This is a genomic window from Pseudomonas sp. PDM19 (genome assembly GCF_014852215.1).
In the GTDB taxonomy this organism is placed as follows: Bacteria; Pseudomonadota; Gammaproteobacteria; order Pseudomonadales; family Pseudomonadaceae; genus Pseudomonas.
The window spans coordinates 1,774,775-1,794,027 of the sequence record NZ_JACVBG010000001.1 but is presented as its reverse complement, the minus strand read 5'-3'; the positions used below and the strand labels follow the sequence as shown (position 1 = coordinate 1,794,027).

Annotated in this window: 20 protein-coding genes; 12 read left to right on the top strand and 8 right to left on the bottom strand. The window is 67.5% G+C overall.

Going from position 1 to position 19,253, the window contains the following annotated elements; translation table 11 throughout:
* Positions 1 to 4: 4 nt before the first annotated feature.
* Positions 5 to 874 (top strand): hypothetical protein, encoded by an 870-nt coding sequence (locus tag IB273_RS07950; protein ID WP_192223741.1) that lies wholly within the window; start codon positions 5 to 7, stop codon positions 872 to 874.
* A gap of 59 nt (positions 875 to 933) precedes the next feature.
* On the opposite strand, the gene IB273_RS07945 is transcribed toward IB273_RS07950, so the two are convergent.
* From IB273_RS07945 to IB273_RS07935, 3 genes are all read right to left on the bottom strand, one after another.
* A complete protein-coding gene (locus IB273_RS07945; RefSeq protein WP_192223740.1) occupies positions 934 to 1,260 on the bottom strand; it encodes a hypothetical protein in 327 nt (108 codons plus the stop codon).
* A gap of 5 nt (positions 1,261 to 1,265) precedes the next feature.
* Positions 1,266 to 1,865 (bottom strand): NAD(P)H-binding protein, encoded by a 600-nt coding sequence (locus IB273_RS07940; RefSeq protein WP_151187448.1) that lies wholly within the window; start codon positions 1,863 to 1,865, stop codon positions 1,266 to 1,268.
* 94 nt (positions 1,866 to 1,959) lie between these two features.
* On the bottom strand, positions 1,960 to 2,748 hold the full coding sequence (locus tag IB273_RS07935) for an AraC family transcriptional regulator (protein ID WP_192223739.1): 789 nt from the start codon (positions 2,746 to 2,748) through the stop codon (positions 1,960 to 1,962).
* 143 nt (positions 2,749 to 2,891) lie between these two features.
* Here IB273_RS07935 and IB273_RS07930 point away from each other — a divergent pair, with 143 nt between their 5' ends.
* Positions 2,892 to 3,245, top strand: a complete 354-nt coding sequence (locus IB273_RS07930) for a VOC family protein (protein ID WP_081518306.1) — start codon at positions 2,892 to 2,894, stop codon at positions 3,243 to 3,245.
* On the opposite strand, the gene IB273_RS07925 is transcribed toward IB273_RS07930, so the two are convergent.
* Positions 3,215 to 4,105, bottom strand: a complete 891-nt coding sequence (locus IB273_RS07925) for a LysR family transcriptional regulator (RefSeq protein WP_192223738.1) — start codon at positions 4,103 to 4,105, stop codon at positions 3,215 to 3,217. The genes IB273_RS07930 and IB273_RS07925 overlap by 31 nt on opposite strands.
* 141 nt (positions 4,106 to 4,246) lie before the next feature.
* On the opposite strand from IB273_RS07925, the gene IB273_RS07920 reads away from it, so the two are divergent.
* Both IB273_RS07920 and IB273_RS07915 read left to right on the top strand, forming a co-directional pair.
* The gene (locus IB273_RS07920) at positions 4,247 to 5,794 is read left to right on the top strand and encodes an MFS transporter (protein ID WP_192223737.1); all 1,548 of its coding nucleotides are present in this window, start codon (positions 4,247 to 4,249) and stop codon (positions 5,792 to 5,794) included.
* A 153-nt stretch (positions 5,795 to 5,947) separates the two neighbouring features.
* On the top strand, positions 5,948 to 6,199 hold the full coding sequence (locus IB273_RS07915; RefSeq protein WP_192210771.1) for a hypothetical protein: 252 nt from the start codon (positions 5,948 to 5,950) through the stop codon (positions 6,197 to 6,199).
* Positions 6,200 to 6,217: 18 nt separating this feature from the next.
* Here the strand turns inward: IB273_RS07915 and IB273_RS07910 are convergent, their stop codons facing one another.
* Positions 6,218 to 6,799: a sugar O-acetyltransferase gene (locus tag IB273_RS07910; RefSeq protein WP_081518302.1), complete on the bottom strand. Its 582-nt coding sequence runs from the start codon at positions 6,797 to 6,799 to the stop codon at positions 6,218 to 6,220.
* Between the two features lie 199 nt (positions 6,800 to 6,998).
* Between IB273_RS07910 and IB273_RS07905 the strand changes: the two genes are divergently transcribed.
* The 7 genes from IB273_RS07905 to IB273_RS07875 all read left to right on the top strand — a co-directional run bounded on the left by IB273_RS07905 (position 6,999) and on the right by IB273_RS07875 (position 14,017).
* Positions 6,999 to 7,856 carry a MurR/RpiR family transcriptional regulator gene (locus IB273_RS07905; RefSeq protein WP_192223736.1) on the top strand — a complete coding sequence of 286 codons (858 nt, stop codon included), beginning with the start codon at positions 6,999 to 7,001 and terminating at the stop codon, positions 7,854 to 7,856.
* Between the two features lie 2 nt (positions 7,857 to 7,858).
* The gene (locus tag IB273_RS07900; RefSeq protein WP_081518701.1) at positions 7,859 to 8,500 is read left to right on the top strand and encodes an isochorismatase family cysteine hydrolase; all 642 of its coding nucleotides are present in this window, start codon (positions 7,859 to 7,861) and stop codon (positions 8,498 to 8,500) included.
* A gap of 15 nt (positions 8,501 to 8,515) precedes the next feature.
* Positions 8,516 to 9,856 carry a glutamine synthetase family protein gene (locus tag IB273_RS07895; RefSeq protein WP_192223735.1) on the top strand — a complete coding sequence of 447 codons (1,341 nt, stop codon included), beginning with the start codon at positions 8,516 to 8,518 and terminating at the stop codon, positions 9,854 to 9,856.
* Positions 9,840 to 10,583, top strand: a complete 744-nt coding sequence (locus IB273_RS07890) for an N-formylglutamate amidohydrolase (protein ID WP_192223734.1) — start codon at positions 9,840 to 9,842, stop codon at positions 10,581 to 10,583. The genes IB273_RS07895 and IB273_RS07890 overlap by 17 nt, the downstream gene beginning before the upstream one ends.
* 114 nt (positions 10,584 to 10,697) lie before the next feature.
* Positions 10,698 to 12,041 carry an APC family permease gene (locus IB273_RS07885; protein ID WP_192223733.1) on the top strand — a complete coding sequence of 448 codons (1,344 nt, stop codon included), beginning with the start codon at positions 10,698 to 10,700 and terminating at the stop codon, positions 12,039 to 12,041.
* Positions 12,042 to 12,160: 119 nt separating this feature from the next.
* Positions 12,161 to 12,646: an Lrp/AsnC family transcriptional regulator gene (locus tag IB273_RS07880; protein WP_081518297.1), complete on the top strand. Its 486-nt coding sequence runs from the start codon at positions 12,161 to 12,163 to the stop codon at positions 12,644 to 12,646.
* Between the two features lie 309 nt (positions 12,647 to 12,955).
* A complete protein-coding gene (locus IB273_RS07875; protein WP_192223732.1) occupies positions 12,956 to 14,017 on the top strand; it encodes an ornithine cyclodeaminase in 1,062 nt (353 codons plus the stop codon).
* Between the two features lie 3 nt (positions 14,018 to 14,020).
* On the opposite strand, the gene IB273_RS07870 is transcribed toward IB273_RS07875, so the two are convergent.
* On the bottom strand, positions 14,021 to 14,968 hold the full coding sequence (locus IB273_RS07870) for a LysR substrate-binding domain-containing protein (RefSeq protein WP_081518295.1): 948 nt from the start codon (positions 14,966 to 14,968) through the stop codon (positions 14,021 to 14,023).
* A gap of 129 nt (positions 14,969 to 15,097) precedes the next feature.
* On the opposite strand from IB273_RS07870, the gene IB273_RS07865 reads away from it, so the two are divergent.
* Positions 15,098 to 16,696 carry an amidohydrolase gene (locus IB273_RS07865; protein WP_192223731.1) on the top strand — a complete coding sequence of 533 codons (1,599 nt, stop codon included), beginning with the start codon at positions 15,098 to 15,100 and terminating at the stop codon, positions 16,694 to 16,696.
* A gap of 273 nt (positions 16,697 to 16,969) precedes the next feature.
* Here IB273_RS07865 and IB273_RS07860 read toward each other — a convergent pair whose 3' ends face one another.
* Together IB273_RS07860 and IB273_RS07855 are read right to left on the bottom strand one after the other, a co-directional pair.
* Positions 16,970 to 17,185, bottom strand: coding sequence for a hypothetical protein (locus IB273_RS07860; RefSeq protein WP_192223730.1), 216 nt, complete (start codon positions 17,183 to 17,185; stop codon positions 16,970 to 16,972).
* Positions 17,186 to 17,199: 14 nt separating this feature from the next.
* Positions 17,200 to 19,236 carry a pyridoxamine 5'-phosphate oxidase family protein gene (locus IB273_RS07855; protein ID WP_192223729.1) on the bottom strand — a complete coding sequence of 679 codons (2,037 nt, stop codon included), beginning with the start codon at positions 19,234 to 19,236 and terminating at the stop codon, positions 17,200 to 17,202.
* Between the last annotated feature and the right edge of the window lie 17 nt (positions 19,237 to 19,253).

The following is a 19,253-nucleotide window of genomic DNA, read 5'->3' as shown; positions in this document are numbered from 1 at the left end:
CGCCATGAACATCCAGAGCAAATGGCTGACCGCGATGCTGATCCCCGTCTGCCTGCTGGCCGGCTGCAAAGGCTCCGACCAGACTCCCGCCAGCGATGCCAAAGCCACCGCCCAGCAACACCTGGGCACGCTGGACTACCCGGCGCTGCCGATCATCCGCAACGCGGTGTTCAGCATGAGCCCGCTGGTGGACGGCAAGCGCAACCCCGCCGTGATGCAGCAGATCTGCGGCCTGGCCCGAGGTGAATCCACCCAGGCGGATGTGGACCGCTTCGTTGCGGCCAGTGGCGAAAGCGCGCAGCACCTGAAAGAGAAGGGCGGCGTCACAGCGCTGCTGGTGAACGGCAATCATGCCGGCCAGCAGATCGCCTGTGCCGCCTACCTGGCGACCGCGCCGATGATCCAGGTGGACGGCAACGAGTTCATTGCTCCGCGCAAAGGCACCGACGGCAAGCTGCAGGTCGACCAGGCCCGCCTGGGCGAAGTCATGGCCGTGCGCATGGCCCTGGCCCGCACCGACGCCGAGTACTTCACCCTGATCGCCGAGAAGCTGCAGCAGACTCCCGGTCTCACCGATGCCCAGTACCAGTCACGCACCCGCGAGCTGTTCTCCGAACTGGCGCCGGCCTACCTCAAGCGTGTGAAGGAGCAGATGCCGCCGGCTGGCACCCGCTTCGACCTGAAGCAGATGGACAGCGAGCGCTTCGCCTTCAGCACCTCCAACGGCGGTGAATACGAATACACCAGCGACGGCATGACCCTGCGCCAGGACAACATCACCTGGTACGGCGATGGCCAGCTGATGGGCCAGCCGCATACGCTGAAGGTGGCCTATTACCCCCATGCAGTCACTCAGATCGTGGATCACCCCTGAGGCTCGAGGGCGCGGCGGACGGTGGTCCAGGCCATCGTCCGCCGTCGCACCGCTTTCACTTATCTCCCCGGCCGGCTGTCGCTGCGGCTTTCGCGCATGACCCGGCGCAATCCATACGCCACTCCCGCCCCCAGCATTGCGCCCAGCAGTGTGGCAAGCAGCTCCGCCAGCAGGCCGATGGCGCTGTCGATGCTCATGCTCCGCAGGTAATTGCCCAGCTCCGGCCACAACCCGAGCCAGAGGCCGACGAACACCAGCACCAGGTCGTACCAGATACCGCTGACGCCGGCCGGGCGATAGCCGCGCACGAAGAGGATGAAGGCGCTGAAGGCCAGCGCCAGTAGCAGGGTGCCGAGAAACTGGCTGAGTGCATCGGGGCCGGACATGGCGGCTACTCCTCACCGCTGCGCAGACGCAGGCACTGGCCGCTGTGCAGGCTCAGCTGCATCTCGTCCAGCAACGCCTCGGCGTAAGACAGCGCCAGGGCGGAGTCCTCGGCGGAGGCGCTACCGGCACGGCTGAAGTCGTCGATGCGCAGGCCCTCGGGCATTGGCGGTGCTTCCACCAGTGTCCAGTCCAGGCCGCTCACTTCGAGGCTGCGGGCGAGGCCGGCGCCGAGTTGTTCCTGTTCGGCATCGGCAGGCTCCACCAGCCAGCCCCAATGGCCCACCAGCAGCAGGCGCGGGACTTCCGCGCGCAACGCACCGTCGATCAGGGCGCCGCACTGCGGCGGCAGCTCTTGCGCCGGCTGGTCGGCGAGGAAGGCGAAGACTACATCCAACCCCGAAACGGCCTGGCTGACCACGATGGACGAGTCCAGGCTGCCCAGCTTGCAGCGCAGGCCGGGGCGCGCACGCAGGCGGTTGAGGTCGTCGAGCAGCACGGTCACCTCGTGCTGGCGTTGCAGGGCGCCTGCTATCAGCGCCTGGCCGAAGCTGCCCGAAGGTTTGAACAGTCCCAGCTTGAGGGTCGGGGTTTCCAGGTTGTGCATGGAGGCTCCTTCGACAGCGGTGGTTCGACGGATGCGACATGTGCATATCGAAGGAGAGGGCCGGCGAGGGTTCAGTCCGATTGCGCCAGCGGCGCTAGCCGGTCACCGCAGTGCTGTCCGCCGAGGCCTGGTAGCTGCTGGGCGCCACGCCCAGGCTGCGGCGGAACATGCTGGAGAAAGCGCTCGGGCTGTCGTAGCCCAGCTCCAGCGCCACGCGGGTGACCGGGTTGCCCGCCGCCAGCCGGGTGACGGCGGCGAGCAGGCAGGCCTGCTGGCGCCAGGCGCCGAAGGAGAGGCCGGTCTGCTGGCGGAACAGCCGGCTGAAGGTGCGCGTACTGCAATGCAGCTCGCCGGCCCAGCGCTCCGCGGTGACGTCGATGGCCGGTGCGCGCAGGAACGCCCGGCACAGCTCCAGCAGGCGCGGGTGCGCCGGCAGCGGGGCAAACAGCGGCAGGCTCGGCGCCTGGCGCAGCTCGTGGAGCAGCAGGCGGATCAGGTCGCCGTCGCGGCCGCGCTCGTCGTGCAGCGCCGGCACCTCGACGCTGGCCAGCAGCAGGTGATGCAGCAGCGGCGAGACGGTCAGCGCCTGGCACAGCAGGGTGTCGCGCACCGGCACCTGCGGGTCGATGTACAGGCTGCGTGTGCTGACCCCGCGCATCAGCACACGGTGCTGCTTGCCGGCGGGAATCCACACGCCGCTGTAGGGCGGGATCACCCAGGCGCCGTCCTCGGTCTCTACCTCCATCAGCCCGCTCATGCCATAGAGGAACTGCGCCCGGCGGTGGGCGTGGGGCTTGAGCAGCGTGCCGAGCGGATAATCGGTGCCGATGGCGAGCACAGCGCGGTCGACGTCGTCGACGCTGGCGAGGGGGATGTTGAGCATGGCGGCGAATCTGGCTGAGTCGCGATGATTATTCGTCAATTAGCGTAAAATGGCCAATCAGCCTGCGGCCGACCGGCGCGGTGCGCTTTGCTCGCGGGGATTTGCCGTAGGATCAGGCCGACATGACTTGCCAGGAGGCGACTATGGGTATCCGCGGGAACGACCGTCAGATCGACAACATCGAGTTCAACGTCAGCGACATCGCGCGCAGTAAGGCCTTCTACGGTAGCGCCTTTGGCTGGAGCTTCACCGACTACGGTCCCACCTACAGCGAATTCAGCGACGGTCGCCTCACCGGCGGTTTCACCACCGGCGAACCGGTGCGCCCCGGCGGCCCGCTGGTGATCCTCTACGCCGACGACCTGGCACAGACCCAGGCCCGCCTGGAGGCGGCTGGCGCCACCATCAGCCGCGCGACCTTCGCCTTCCCCGGCGGCCGGCGCTTCCATTTCATCGACCCGGACGGCTACGAGCTGGCGGTGTGGTCGGCGGACTGAGCCCGGACCTGTTCGATATAGCGCCGCACCAGCGGTGATTTCTCGAAGCGCCGGTGCAGCAGTGACAGCCACGAGCGCGGCGCGCAGTCGGCGAGCGGACGGTAGTTCACCTGCGGTAATTGCACCCGGCGCACCACGGACTCGGGGACGATGGCGATGCCGCGGCCGAGGGACACCAGCGCGATCACCGCGACCAGGCTGCCCGGCTGCTGGCCCAGGCGCGGGGCAAAGCCGCCGGCTCTGGCCACTTCCAGCGTGCCGGAGATCTGCTCCGGAAGGATGAAGGTTTCACCACTCAAGCGCGCGGCGCGAATCTCCGGCAGCTCGTTGAGGCGCGAGGAAGCGGGCAGGGCGAGGACGAAGCCTTCCTCCTGCAGGGCGATGGCTTCCAGCTCCTCCGGCAGGCTCATCGGCGAGCGCACGTAGGCGAGGTCGAGCGTACCGTCGCGTACCTGCGCCGGCAGTTGCGCCATGGGCGCTTCGCTGATGTCCAGGTCCACCGCCGGCAGGGCTCGGGTGAATTCCTCGACATGCTGCTGCAGCACGCCGGAGTAGGCCGCCGAGGCCACATAGCCCAGGCGCAGATGCCCGGTTTCGCCCCGGCCGGCGCGCTGCGCGCCCAGTTGCGCGGCGTCGAACTGGCGTACCGTGAGTCCGGCTTCCGCCAGCAGGGCTTCGCCGGCGGCGGTCAGGCGCACCTCGCGCTGGCTGCGCTGGAACAGCAGCACGCCCAGCTCCTTTTCCATGTCCTGGATCTGCCGGCTCAGGGTCGGCGGGGCGATGCCCAGCTGTTCGGCCGCGCGGGTGAAGTGGCCGTGGTGGGCGACGCTGAGGAAGTAGCGGAAATGTCGGATTTCCATGTTCGTTAGTCGCAGGCTAATGACGAAGGCCGCCGTGGCTAACAAGCCCGGCGCACGCGGGCGTTACCGTGGAGGCAACACTACAAGGCTGGCGCGACGAGGGCAAAACCCGGCGCGTCGGTCAGCGCGGGAAGCCTTGCCATGTCCGACCCTGTGATTCGCCCACGACCCTCCGCCCGTTTCACCCTGCTGACCGCTTCGGCGGTGTGCGCGCTGATCATCCTCGACACCAACATCGTCGCGGTTTCGCTGCCGAGCATCGCCCGCGATCTGTCCGGCTCCTTCGCCGATATCGAGTGGGTGGTCAGCGCCTACCTGCTGGCCTTCGCCGCCTGCCTGCTGCCCGCCGGCAGCCTGGCCGACCGTTTCGGCCGGCGGCGCATGCTGCTGCTCGGGCTGGTGCTGTTCGGCGCAGCCTCGCTGGCCTGCGGTGCGGCGCCGAGCCTGCTGTTCCTGGATATCGCCCGCGCCGCCAAGGGAGTCGGTGCCGCGCTGTTGCTGACCTCGGCGCTGGCCGCCATCGGCCATCGCTTCCACGAACCCGAGGAGCGCCTGCGCGCCTGGGCCTTCTGGGGCGCGTGCATGGGCGCCACCATCACTTTCGCGCCGCTGCTGGGCGGGGTGATATCCGCCACCCTGGGCTGGCGCTGGATCTTCTACCTCAATCTGCCGCTGGTGGTGCTGCTGGGGGCGATGGCGCTGCGCAGCATCGAGGAGTCCCGCGACAGCGCTGCCGCGCGCCTCGACCCGCTGGGCAGCCTGACCTTCGCTGGCGGCCTGGGCTACCTGATCTGGGCGCTGATCGATGGCAACCGCGTCGGCTGGGACAGCCCGCCGACCCTCGCTCGGTTGCTGGTCAGCGCCGGCCTGCTGGGCCTGTTCGTGCTGGTGGAGCGCAGCCAGGCGCGGCCGATGATCGACCTGCGGCTGATGCGCAGCGGCCGCTTCATCGGCGCCTTGCTCGGCATGTTCGCCTACGCCGCCTGTGCCCAGGTGATGATGACCCTGCTGCCGCTGTACCTGCAGAACGGACTGCAGCTGTCGGCGGTGGCGGCGGGCGCGGGGATGCTACCGTTCGCCGTGGCGATGCTGCTGGCGCCAAGGGTGGGCATGCGCCTGAGTGGGCGCTTCAGCCCGGCGCAGAATTTTGCCTTCGGCCTGGTGCTGGTCGGCGCGGGCAACCTGCTGTGCGCGCTGGCGGCCGGGCAGCGCGGCTACCTGGCCTTCGCCCTCGCCAGCCTGGTGCTGGGTGCCGGCGCCGGGCTGCTCAACGGCGACACGCAGAAGAACATCATGGCCTGCGTGCCCCGCGAGCGCACCGGCATGGCCTCGGGGTTGAGCACCACCACGCGCTTCGCCGCCATCGTGCTGGCCATCGGCATTCTCGGCGGCGTCCTGGCCGCACGCAGCGCCCAGTTGCTGCGCGACGCACTGGCAAAGCTTGCCCCTGCGCAACTGGACAAGGCTGCCGAGATGGCGACCCGCGCGGCGGCGGGTGACTTCACGGCGGCGCTGTCGCTGGTCGATCCGACACTGCGTGATGCGCTGGCGCCCGCAGTGCGCCAGGCCTTCATCGGCGGTTTCGAGGGTGTATTGCTGGCGGCGGGTGTCGCGGCGCTGGTGTTCGCCGTGCTGGTGGGCACGCTGCTCAAGCGGCCGATGCCGGCGCATGAGCCGGTGCCGGCCTGAAACGGCCGTTTGTCCGTTAGCCGACGGGACGGCGGTGGTTGCCGGAACTGTGGTTCGTTCGGCCGGGTCAGGAATCAGGAAGAGTGCGCGTTGTGCGCCTCGTCGCCGCCATCCAGAGCAGAACGGGCCATCCGCGGCCAGGGGGAGAAGCGCATGCAGCAGTCAGTCGAGCCGGAATTCATGGCGCCCAGTGAATACCTGACGTCCACGGGCGTCGCCGTGTTGATGTCGCCGCGTTACATCGCCCCGGGGAAGGTCGGCGAGGTGCTGCTGTCGCTGGCCAAGATGCCGGCCGGCGTGTCGCCGCTGGATGTGGTGGTCGGCCCGTGGGAGTCCCACGAGGAAGCCTTCCAGGCGTCCCATGACGCCGCCGAGCGCTGGGTCGAGCGCCTCGACGACGCCTGAGTCAACGTGGTACGGCCGTCAGCGGTAGCGCTGGCGGTCCGCCTCGCTGATCGGCCGGATGACTCGCGCCGGGTTCCCGGCCGCCAGTACGCCTTCGGGGATGTCACGCACCACCACGGCGCCGGCGCCGATCACGCTGTTCGCGCCGATGCTCACGCCGGGGAGGATGTTCACCCCGGCGCCGATCCATACGTTGTCGCCGATGCTCACCGGGTGCGCGTACTCCAACCCCTGGTTGCGCCGCTCGGCGTCCAGCGGGTGGCCCGCCGTGTAGATGCCGACGTTGGGCGCGATGAACACGTTGTCGCCGATTGTGACCCTGGCGCCATCGAGGATCACCAGGTTGACGTTGGCGTAGAAGCGCTCGCCGATCTCGATGTTGAAGCCGTAGTCGCAATGCAGCGGGCCTTCGATCACGAAGCCTTCGCCGATGCGCGCGAACAGCTCGCGGAGAATTGCCTCGCGGCGCTCGCCGTCATCCGGGTGGCTGTGGTTGAACTCGAAGAGCTTCGCCTTGGCCTCGGCGCGCTGGCGCAGTACCTGCGGGTCGTGGTTGGCGTCGTAGAGCAGCCCGGCGGCAGCTTTTTCCAGTTCGTTCATCGAGGCGGGTCCTTGTTGCGTTGAGAGGTGTTCGACGCGCACAGGGCAAGCCGGTTCCCTCCCTGGGCAACAGCCTCCAGGGCTCTGCGTCGCGGAGCGGAAGAGTGCGCCGGTGATTTGTAGTGAATGCTACAAAAAATACGTATTGAAAGTTTCTGAAGCGCATTATACAAATGATGCCATAACAAGAGGCGCCTCCATGCTCACACTCAAAGATCGCCTGAATTCCCCGGAAGTCGAGCTCACCAAGGCCGAACGCAAGGTCCTGCGCGCCTTGCTCGACGACTACCCGCGCGCCGGCCTCGGGCCGATGTCGCGCCTCGCGCGCCAGGCCGGGGTCAGCGACCCCAGCATCCTGCGCCTGGTGAAGAAGCTTGGCTTCAGTGGCTACAGCGACTTCCAGAACGCGCTGATGGCCGAGGTGGATGACCGCCTGCGCTCGCCGCGCACCCTGCTCGCCGGGCGTCGCGAAGGCATGAGCCGCGACGACGTCTGGTCCAATTACCTGAGCGACGCCAGCGAAGGCATCCAGCGCACCCTGGCGCTGACCCAGGCCGACGACGTGCGTCTGCTCGGCGACTGGCTGCTCGACCCCAAGCTGCGCGTGCTCTGCCACGGCGGTCGCTTCAGCCGCTTCCTCGCCGGCTATCTGGTGGCGCACCTGCGCATGCTGCGCAGCGGTTGCCTGTTGCTGGACGACGGCGCCGCGCTGCCCGACCAGTTGGGCGACATCGACCGCCAGACCCTGGTGGTGGTGTTCGACTACCGCCGCTACCAGGCCCAGGCGCTGGGCGTGACCCGTGCGGCCAAGGCCCGTGGCGCCCGCGTGGTGCTGTTCACCGATATCTATGACTCGCCGCTGCGCGAGTTCGCCGACCTGATCATCAGTGCCCCGGTGGAATCCCCATCGCCCTTCGACACCCTGGTGCCGACCATGGCCCAGGTCGAGGCGCTGATCGCCAGCCTGGTAGCGCGCATGGACGGCCAGCTCGACGAACGCCTGGAAGGCATCGACCACCTGAGAGCTGCCTTCGGCAGCCACATCCTCGAGGAATGACCGTGTTCAGCTTGCCCCACCAATCGCCCCGTGACCTTCCGTTCACTCGCGGCCAGACCGCCATCCTGTTCGTCGACATGCAGAACGCCTGGGTCATCCCCGGTCGCGATGCTCATGTCGACCCAGCGACGCACCGCTACTTCTACGACCGTGTCGAGGCGAGCGTGATACCCAACCAGCAGCGCCTGCTGGCGGCCATGCGCGAGGTGGGCGGGGAGGTGCTGCACACCATCATCGAGAGCCTCACCGCCGATGGCCGTGACCGCTCGCTGGACCACAAGCTCTCCGACATGCACCTGCCCAAGGGCAGCCCGGACGCCCAGGTGATCGACGCCCTGGCGCCGCGCGAGAACGAGATCGTGCTGCCGAAGACGTCCTCGGGGGTCTTCAACTCCACCGCCATCGACTACGTGCTGCGCAACCTGAATACCCGCCACCTGATCATCTGCGGCGTGGTCACCGACCAGTGCGTGGACATGGCCGTGCGCGACGCCGCCGACCGTGGCTACCTCGTCACCCTGGTCGAGGACGCCTGCGCCACCCACACCGCCGAACGCCACCAGGCCTGCCTGGAAGCGATCAAGGGCTACTGCTGGATCGCCGACACCGACAGCGTGCTGGCCCGTATCGCCGCGCTGGCCTGAGGCCGGGAGAACGTCATGAGTCAGAACAATAACAATCCCGCTCCGATGCGCCTGACCAGCTTCGTCACCACCGACCTCTGCGGCATCACCCGTGGCCGCTCGCTTCCCGAATCGGAAGTCGCCGAGCAGCTTGTCACTGGTTGTGGCTGGGTGCCCGCCAACAGCGCGCTGACGCCCCAGGACATCATCGCCGACGACAATCCCTGGGGCAGCCACGGCGACCTGCGCCTGCTGCCCGACCCGAGCAGCCGGGTGCGTCTTGAAAACGGCCCGGACGCCCAGGCCGCGCCGCTGGATTACCTGCACGGCGACCTGGTGACCACCACCGGCGCGCCCTGGCCGGTGTGCCCGCGCACGCTGCTGCGCGAGGAGATCGCCCGCTACCGGGAGCTCGATCTGCAAGTCACCGCTGCCTTCGAACATGAATTCAACCTGCTGGGCCTGGCGGACGAGCACGCCGCCGCTTTCTCCCTGCAAGCCCAGCGGCAGACCGGCAACTTCGGCGGCTGGCTGATGAGCGCGCTGGAACAGATCGGCGCCGAGCCGGAAATGTTCCTGCCCGAGTACGGCCGCAACCAGTACGAAGTCACCTGCCGGCCGACCCAGGGCGTTGCTGCGGCCGACCGCGCAGTGAACGTCCGCGAAGTCACCCGCGAGATCGCCCGCCAGTTCGGCTGGCGCAGCACCTTCACGCCGCTGCTGGCGCCCGGCGCCGTGACCAACGGCGTGCACCTGCACCTGAGCCTGCAACGCCTGGACGGTACCCCGGTGTTCTACGACGAAGCCGCGCCGAGCAACCTGTCGAAGCTCGCCGAGCACTGGGCCGCTGGCGTGCTGCGCCACCTGCCGGCGCTGTGCGCGCTCACCGCGCCGACGGCGGTGTCCTACCTGCGGCTGAAGCCGCACCACTGGAGCGCCGCCTACGCCTGCCTGGGCCTGCGCAACCGCGAAGCCGCGCTGCGCATCTGCCCGGTGGTGGAGATCGGCGGCAAGCCCAAGGCGCGCCAGTTCAACCTGGAATTCCGCCCCATGGACGCCACTGCCAGCCCGCACCTGGCCATGGCCGCGGTGCTGATCGCCGGGCGCCTGGGCATTCAGCAGGAGCTGCCGCTGTCGGCGGTCACCGACGTCGATCCGCACAGTCTCAGCGACGCCCAGCGCGAGGAGCTGGGGATCAAATCGCTGCCGGGTTCGCTGGAGGAGGCCCAGCGCCTGCTGCTCGCCGATAGCGAACTGTGCGCCCAGCTGCCGCCGGCGCTGCTGCAGACCTACGTCTCCATGAAGCGCCAGGAGCAGGCCCTGACCCGTGAACTCAGCGAAGAACAACTCTGTGAATCCTATGCAAAGTTCTACTGAATCCGGCCTCTACCGGCGCCCAGCATTCGAGATCGTCAACCCGCAGGGCAAGAGCCCGGTGCTGCTGGTCTGCGAGCACGCCAGCCGCTACATCCCCGAGGAGCTGTCGCAGCTGGGCCTGGACGACGCGGCGGCCGCCGAGCACATCGCCTGGGACATCGGCGCGCTGGACCTGGCCCGCGAGCTGTCGGCGCGCCTGGATGCCACGCTGCTGGTGGCCAACTACTCGCGCCTGCTGATCGACCTCAACCGCCCACTGTCGGCGCCGGACCTGATCCCCGAGCACAGCGAGATCTACCCGATTCCCGGCAACCGCAACCTGAGCGCGGCGGCCCGGCAGGAGAGGGTGGCGAACCTGTTCGAACCCTTCCACCAGCGATTGACCGCGCTGCTCGACGAGCGCCTGGCCGCCGCCCGGCCAACCCGGCTGGTCGGCGTGCACAGCTTCACCCCGAGCTATCGCGGCGAGCCGCGCCCGTGGGTCGCCGGGGTGCTCTATGCAAAAGCCGAAGCCTATGCCCAGCGCATGGTTGCCGGGCTGCGCCAGAGCGGGGAAGAAATCGGCGCCAACCAGCCCTATGTGATCGACCCGCTGGAGGACATGACTGTCCCGGTGCATGGCGACGAGCGCGGCGTGGACGCCGTGCTGATCGAAATCCGCAATGACGGACTGCGGACCCCGCAAGGGGTGGAAGCCTGGGCAGTACGCCTGGCTCCCTGGCTCTGAGGACCCAAGCCCGATCTGGTGCGTTCGGCCGGGGCGGGCGGGTTCTGAAAACAACAACAATTCAGCGCATGAGCGCCGAACCCTGAATGCTGCCGTTCCCAGAGGAAGTGCCCCGTGGCTATCGAACAGTTCGGATACAAGCAACAACTGCGCCGCAGCCTGACGCTCGGCGACCTGGTGATCTACGGGATGATCTTCATGATCCCGATCGCCCCCTTCGGCGTGTACGGCTGGGTGCATGCCGACGCCCACGGCATGGTGCCCATGGCCTACCTGGTGGGCATGGTGGCGATGCTCTTCACCGCGCTGAGCTATGGCGCGATGTCCCGCGCGTTCCCCATCGCCGGCTCCGTGTACTCCTACGCCCAGCGCGGCATCCACCCCAATGTTGGCTTCATCGCCGGCTGGGTCCTGCTGCTGGACTACCTGCTGATCCCGCCGCTGCTCTACGTGTTCAGTGCGCTGGCGCTGAACCACCTGTTCCCGGCGATCCCCAAGCTGGTGTTCATGCTGATCTTCCTGGTGTCCGCCACGCTCATCAACCTGCGCGGCATCACCCTGGCGGCGCGCTTCAACCTGCTGTTCCTGATCGCCGAACTGGCGGTGCTGGCGATCTTCCTGGCGGTGGGTTACCACGCGCTGGAAGGCGGGCTGGGCAATGGTCGGCTGACGCTGGAACCGCTGCTGCAGCCGGAGCATTTCAACCTCGGCCTGGTGATGAAGGCGGTGTCCATCGCGGTGCTGTCGTTCCTCGGCTTCGATGCAATCTCCACCCTCGCCGAAGAGGTCAAGGGCGACCCGGCCAAGCAGATCGGCCGCGCCTCGCTGATCGCGCTGTTCGTCATGGGCGCGATCTTCATCGTGCAGACCTGGCTGGCCACTGACCTGGCTGCGGGCATGACCTTCAAGTCGGCGGACACTGCCTTCTACGAGATCGCCGAAGCGGCCGGCGGCAGCTGGCTCTCCACGCTGACGGCGGTATCCACCGCGCTGGCCTGGGGCGTGACTGTGTCGATCACCTCGCAAGCTGCCGTTTCGCGCCTGCTGTACTCCATGGCCCGCGACGGCAAGCTGCCGCGTGTGCTGGCCAAGGTGCACCCGAAGTACCAGACCCCGCACATCAGCCTGTACCTGGTCGGCGTGCTGTCGCTGGGCATCGGCATCTACTTCCTCGACTCGCCGGACGTGCTCACCTCGCTGGTCAACTTCGGCGCGCTGACCGGCTTCTGCCTGCTGCACCTGGCGGTGATCAACCACTACTTCATTCGCCAGAAGAGCGGCCAGGTGCTGCGCCACCTGGTGTTCCCGCTGGTTGGCCTGGTGATCATCGCCTACGTGCTGTTCAGCATGAGCCGCGAGGCGCAGGAGCTGGGCGCAGGCTGGATCGCCATCGGCCTGGTTTACCTCGTGGTGCTCAGCCGACGCGGCAACGGCAGCGAGCTGGCGCGGAAAATCTGAAGGGGTGCGCCGTGCTGTCGCAGACGGCACGGCGCGCTTTGACAGACGGCGGGGCGTGCCCCATAAAGATCGGGCGGTGCAGGGACGCCGCCAACACCGACGAACCAGCGTGAAACAGCATGAGCAGGAAAGATCAGGACAGTACGCCCTTCACCCTGGACCGCATCGACGAGGAGATCATCCGCATCCTCCGTCACCAGGGCCGCATCACCTACGGCAAGCTGTCCGCGCTGGTCCACCTCACCCCGCGCCCCTGCCAGGAGCGCGTCCGCAAGCTGGAGCGGCACGGCATCATCCGTGGCTACGGCGCCGTCATCGACGAACAGAAGATCGCCTCGGGCCTGTCGCTGCTGGTGCTGGTCGCGTTGTCCAACCAGAGTGGCCGCACCGCGCAGAAGGCCTTCGAGGCACGCATGATCGCCTGCCCGGAAGTGCTGCACTGCCAGCTGATCAGCGGGACCTTCGACTACAGCGTGCGCATGCGCTGCCGCGACATGGAGCACTACCGCGCGCTCACCGAAACCTGGCTGAACGATGAGAGCCTGCACATCGACAAGCTGGTTGCCCACCCTGAGCTGACGACTATCAAGGAGTCCGCCAGCTAGCGCTGTGGACTCGCTTTTCTCCTGCGTTTTCCTCCGCTGATATCCCCCCGCCAGCGGCTGCCTCAAGCACAGCCGAATCGGCTGTCGTGACCCTTCAATACAGCCGTATCGGCCGGTGAAGCCTTGCATTACAGCCGGGTTTTCCCCTTGCCCGGTGGGAGAATCGTGTGGCCCCTCTCCTGAAGTGCAGACCTGATCCAGGGCCTCTGCGACGTTGTTGTGCCCGCTGTTCGAGGCATGCTGGAGCGGGGCGGTGCCGTTCGAATACACCGACAGAAAAGTCCAATCACAACAATCGGAGGTCCCACCATGACTCGCTTCGTCGACGTCCCCACGATGTCCCAACTGGTCCAGCAGATCGGTGTCGCCCGCTTCATCGGCGAACTTGCCGACACCATTGCCCAGGATTTCGTGCGCTGGGAATCCTTCGACAAATCCGCCCGCGTCGCCAACCACTCCGAGATCGGCGTCATCGAACTGATGCCGGTATCCGACACCGCCCGCTATGCCTTCAAGTACGTCAACGGCCACCCGCAGAACACCCAGCGCGGCCTGTTCACCGTCATGGCCTTCGGCGTGCTGGCCGATGTCGAGACGGGCTACCCGGTGCTGCTCTCCGAGCTGACCGTGGCGACCGCGCTGCGCACCTGCGCCACCTCGCTGATGGCTGCCCGCGCGCTGTCCCGCCCGGATTCACGACGCATGGCGCTGATCGGCAACGGCGCACAGAGCGAGTTCCAGGCGCTGGCGTTCCATCATCACCTGGGCATCGAGGAAATCGCCGTCTACGACATCGATCCGCAGGCCACCGATAAGCTGATCCGCAACCTGGCGGATGTCCCCAACCTGAAGATCATCCGCGCCGGCTCCACCGCCGAAGCGGTGCGCGGCGCCGACATCGTCACCACGGTGACCGCCGACAAGGCCTACGCGACCATTCTTACCCCGGAGATGATCGAGCCGGGCATGCACATCAACGGCGTGGGTGGCGACTGCCCGGGCAAGACCGAACTGCACGCCGACGTCCTGCGCGCCGGCAAGGTGTTCGTCGAGTACGAGCCGCAATCGCGGGTCGAGGGCGAGATCCAGCAGATGCCGGCGGACTTCCCGGTGACCGATCTGTGGCGCGTGCTGGCGGGCCAGCTGGCCGGGCGCGACAGCGCCGAGCAGGTGACCATCTTCGACTCGGTCGGCTTCGCCCTCGAGGATTACTCCGCGCTGCGCTACGTGAATGAGCAGGCCAGTCGCCTGGGCCTCGGCGAGCGCATCGACCTGGTGCCGTGGAGCGAGGACGAGGACAACGATCCCAAGGACCTGTTCCGCTACACCCGCTCCACCAAGGCGCGCAAAGGGCTGCGCCGCATCGCCTGATGTTCAGCGCGCCAGTTCTGCCTCTGGTGGAATCGCCAGGGGCGGGCGGCTGAGGTCGCTGGCGCTCTGCGTGGTGGCGACGACGCGGGCCTTCAGCCATTGGCTGAAGGCTTTCACCACGGCGCGCTCGGCCTTCACCGGATCGGTCACCAGGAAGTAGCCACGGCTGGACTGGATGGTGATGTCGAACGGACGCACCAGCAGGCCACGGGCGAGGGCATCGCCGCTGAGCAGGTTGTCGCCGATGGCCACGCCCTGGGCGGCGATGCACGCGGCGATGGTGCAGGGCGCATCCGCGAACAGCACGCCGGAGCGGTGATCGATGGCGCTCGCGCCCACCGCGCCGAGCCACAGGCGCCAGTCGGCAAAATCATTCATGTGCAGCAGCGTGTAGTGGGCCAGGTCCGCCGGCTGCTGCAGGCCGCCGCGCGAGTGGATCAGGCGTGGGCTGCAGACCGGAAAGAAGTGCAGGGCCACCAGTTGCTCCACCGTCTGGTTCGGCCAGTCGCCGCTGCCGTAGGCGATGAACAGGTCGGCGTCGCTGGCGCTGGTGTCCTGCGGCACGCGCGGCGTCACTACGTGCAGTTGCACCTGCGGGTACTGCGCGAGGAAGTCGCCCAGGTGCTGGCACAGCCAGTAGGTAGCGAAACCGGGATTGCAGCTCACGCACAACGGGCCGCTGACCTGCTGCTCGTCGAAGCTGCTGCCGGCCAGTTGCACCTCCGCGAGGATGCGCCGCACGTCGCGGGCATACCTTTCCCCTCGATAGGTCAGGCGAATGCCGCGCCCGGTGCGCTCGGTCAGGGCGAAGCCGAGGCGTTCCTCCAGCGTGGCGATGCGGTGGCTGACCGCGCTGCGGGTGAGGTTCAGCTCCGTTGCGGCGGCAGACACGCTGCCCAGCCGGGCCACGGCATCCAGCGCCCGCAGGGCGGTCATCGAGGGAAAGTGCATGGGGATTCCAATGGGCGATTGGTGAAACTATCAGGACATGGGTGGCGAAATCCTGCGCTTGTTGCAAATTCCGCTTCACCAATACTAGGCCACACGACAACAACAACAGGCAACGATGAGGAAGCCGCCATGTCGAAATTCAAGGCCTACGTCCAGCAGTGGATCGACGAACACCGCCAGCAATTGTCCGACTGGCACCAGGTGATCTGGCATTTCGCCGAGCCGGCGTTCCGCGAGTACAAGTCCTGCGCCTGGTACGTGGAGCTGCTGCGTAACGAAGGCTTCACCGTGGAAGAGGGCAGCGGCGGCATGCCCACCGCCTTCGTCGCCACTTTCAGCAATGGCGATGGCAGCGAGGGTGACGGGCCGATCCTCGCCACCTACGCCGAATACGACGCAGTGCCCGGGAACTGCCAGGCGGCGGCGACCAGGCCGATGCCACGCGATGGCCTGTCCAGGTACGCGCCGGGCCACACCGACCCGCACTCCGCGCTGGGTATCAGCGCCCTGGGCGGGGTGCTGGCGGCCAAGGCGGCGATGCTGGAATTCGGTATCCGGGGCACCATCAAGTTCTTCGGCGAACCGGCGGAAAAACTGCGCGCGTCCAAGCCCGTGCACGCCGCCAAGGGCTACTACGACGACCTCGATGCCGCCGTCAGCTTCCATCCCACCTACATGCTGCCGCTGAACAACACCACCACCTGGGACACCCACTGCGGCATCGCCTACTCGTACATCTACACCTTCACCTGCGAAGAGCCGCAGAACTGGATCGCTGCCGACCGCTACAGTCCGATCCCGCAGAACCACCTGGCCGCCCGCGCTCCTGGCGCCAATGATGCGCTGGTGCACTTCTACACCTTGAACGAGAGCCTGCGTCGCTCGACCCTGCCGTTCACCGGGCTGTGGAGCTTCAACGAAGCCATCCTCACTGCCGGGCAAGCCACCGCCGACAACCTGCCGCCGCACGTCTCGCAGATCCAGTACCTGCTGCGCTGCGACTCCATCGAACAGGCCGAGACCATCTCCACGGTGATGGACAACAACGCCGCCGCCGCGGCCATGGCCACCGGCTGCCAGTGGAAGAAGACCTGGGTCTGCAAGTCCCGTGGCGGGCTGGCCAACCATGCGCTGGCCCAGGCCTGCTACGACAACCTCGCCGCCATCGGCGCGCCGAGCTGGGGTGAACAGGCCATCGCGGTGGCGCGGGAAATCCAGGTGAACCTCGGTCTCGAGCCCATGGACGAACCCTTCCTGCCGGCCACCCAGGCGCTGATCGAACCCCAGGAATGCGAGCGGCAGATGCGCATGCAGATGCCGGCCTGGCAGAAGTACCTGACCTCCGACGACTACCCCGAATACACCTGGCACTGCCCGACCGTGCGCCTCTACGTGGCCCGGCCGATGCTCAGCGCGCCAGCCGGCTTCACCTATCCGGACTGGGTGTCCAACGCCCTGGGCGGCATCCGCGAGACCATCGACCCGATGATCGACGTGGCCTCCAAGACCATCGGCAGCACGCTGATCGAGCTGTTTACCGATGCCGACCTGCTGGCCGAGGCGACCCGCGAATTCAACCAGCGCACCGGCGGCGGCATCGGCGGCGAACAGTGGCAGGCGCCGCTGCTGCCGAAGGATTTCAAGGTCCCGCACCGCTTCCGCTGGCCGGAGTACATCCGCACGGTGCGCGGCGAGGAGTGGTGGATTCCGGCGCGCGAGGACGAGTGATCCCGAGCTACCGAACCCGCCAGGAAATGCGCACGTAGGATGGGTGGAGTGCAGCGATACCCATCGATCCCTGCCTGCGATACAGCATGGGTATCGCAGGCTCCACCCATCCTACGTTGGCGTTCCCTTGTGATCTGGTGTGGTTGGTTGGGCGCGCCTGAACCCGTTCCGTAGGGCGCATAACGCGCCAGCGTTATCCGCCGTCATGGCATCGGCGGATAACCCGTTCCGGGTTATGCGCCCTACGCGGTTGTACATAGGCGCGAATAGCGCCTATCGGGCGCGTTTGAGCCAGCGGACCAGTGCCGCGCTAATCTCCACGGCGCGCGAGCGCGACGGACAGCCCGGCGTCGAGAGCAGCTGTGGCAGCAGGAAGCCCACTTCCGCTTCGTTCGGCCCGCAGAGACCCGGCGCGGCCGATTCGACGACTTCCTCGTCCCAGCGCGGGAAGCGCTCGCTCCCGCTTTCGAATGCAGTCAGTGCGTTCATGATCGTTTCGCCTCCTAGAGGTCCAGCACCAGCGGTTGCACGCCGCTGTCGTCCTGCGCCGGAATGGCGCAGCAGATCAGTACGCTGCCCGCTTCGGGCAGTTCCGCCGGTGGATTGGGGTAGTGCACCTGGCCGCTGACGATCTTCGTCCTGCAGGTGCCGCAGGAGCCGCCGCGGCAGCTGAAGTCGGGTGCCAGCCCACGGGCCTCGGCCAGCTCCAGCAGGCTGCCGCTCTCGGGCTTCCAGCGGGCCTCCTTGGCCGAGCCGGCGAAGTACACCGGCACCGGTTCGGTGGCCGCGGGCGGCTGCATCAGCGTCGGCTCCTGGCCGTCACCCCGGCGCTTGAGCGTCGAGGGACCGAAGGTTTCGGCATGGATGCGTGCGTCGGCGATGCTCAGGCCGCGCAGGCCGTCGTAGATCGCCTGGGTGAATTCGCCGGGGCCGCAGACATAGAAGTCGTAATCGTCCAGCGGCAGCCGCGCCTTGATCGCCTCGATATCCAGGCGCCCGACCTGTTCGAAGTCGCGACCGGCCAGCGCTTCGGGCTCCGGACGGCTGAGTGCGCGGTGGACCAGCAGTTGCGGCGTGCGCTGGCGCAGCTCGGCGATCTCGCGCTGGAACGGTAACTGGCCCAGCGTCCGCGCAGACTGGAACAGGTGAACACGCCGCGCCGGGCCTGCCACCAGCTCGCGCAGCATCGACAGCAGCGGGGTGATGCCCACGCCAGCGCCGATCAGCACCACTGGCCGTGTGCTGTCGCTTTTCAGGGTGAAGCTGCCCATGGGGGCGCGGACCTGCAGGTGATCGCCGACAGCAATCCTTTCATGCAGGTACCGGGACGCCGGGCCCTGGGCCTTTACGCTGATGCGCAATTGGCCGTCAGACGGCGCGCTGGAGAGGCTGTAGGTGCGGATCAGCGCCTGTTCGCCGGCCGCCAGGCGCACCGGCAGGTGCTGGCCCGGAACGAAACTCACGGCGAGGCCGGTGGGTGGTTGCAGGTAGAACGAGCGGATGTCTTCGCTTTCCGGTTCCACGCGCAGCACCTGCCAGTCCTGCCACTGCTGGCGCTGCTCGCGCTCCTGCAGTTTGGCGTCGGCCTCGGCCCAGGTGCCGGTCATCAGGCTGGTGGGCGAGTACTCGCGGAAGTTCCAGCGCAGCGCCAGGGCGTTGCGGCGCAGCACCGCGTGCTGTACGTCCAGGGTCCACAGGCGTTCGGCGCCTTCGAAGGCCGCCAGCAGCGGGCTGTCGAAGAGGATTTCGGTGCGGCCGTGAACCTGCAGCACGTCACCGCTGGTGAAGTCGACAAACAGCAGCCCCGCCTGCGGATTGGCCTGCAGGTTGCCGAGGGTGTTGAAGTGCAGGTTGCCGGCATAGTCGGGGATGGTCAGGTGATTGCCGTCGACCCGGACGAAGCCGGGGCGGCCGCCGCGATGGGAGACGTCCACCGAGCGCTCGCCGTCCTCGTGCTGGACATAGCTGGCGACGAAGAAGGTGTCGGCGTTGCGGATGATGGTTGCCAGCTCCTCGTTCAGCGCACCGAAATCCTCACGCGGGGCGCGCTGGCTGTAGCGCTGCTCGTCGCGGCTCCACTCGCGCTTCTGGATGTACTGCGGGCAGTTGCCGAAGGAGTGCTCGACCGCCACCGTCAACAGGCCGCCGTCCACTTCGCGGAGGACGCCGTTCATGCGGTTGCGCCGGCGGGTGTGCAGCTCGATGCCCAGCAGGCCGATCGGGTGGCCGGCTTGCAGGCCGCTGGCGGCGGGGTCCTGGCTGTCGGGGACGCTGTCGAGCAGCAGGCTTTTCGGGTCAGGCGAGGTGACGAAGCCTTCCGCACCTTCGAGCAGGGTTGCCCAGGGCCGACCCTGGTCATCCACGGCGCCGGCGATGATGAAGGGCAGCTGATGGTAGAACTCACGGTGCTGGTCGGGCATGTAGTCGCGGATGACTTTCTGGCCATGGACTTCCATGCGCTCGGCGACGCCGACGCGCTCCTGGATCGCCTTCTCGCCGGCGTGCCAGGGGGAGGTACGGTGTTTGGGCAGCTGGAACATGACGGGCACCTCGCGAC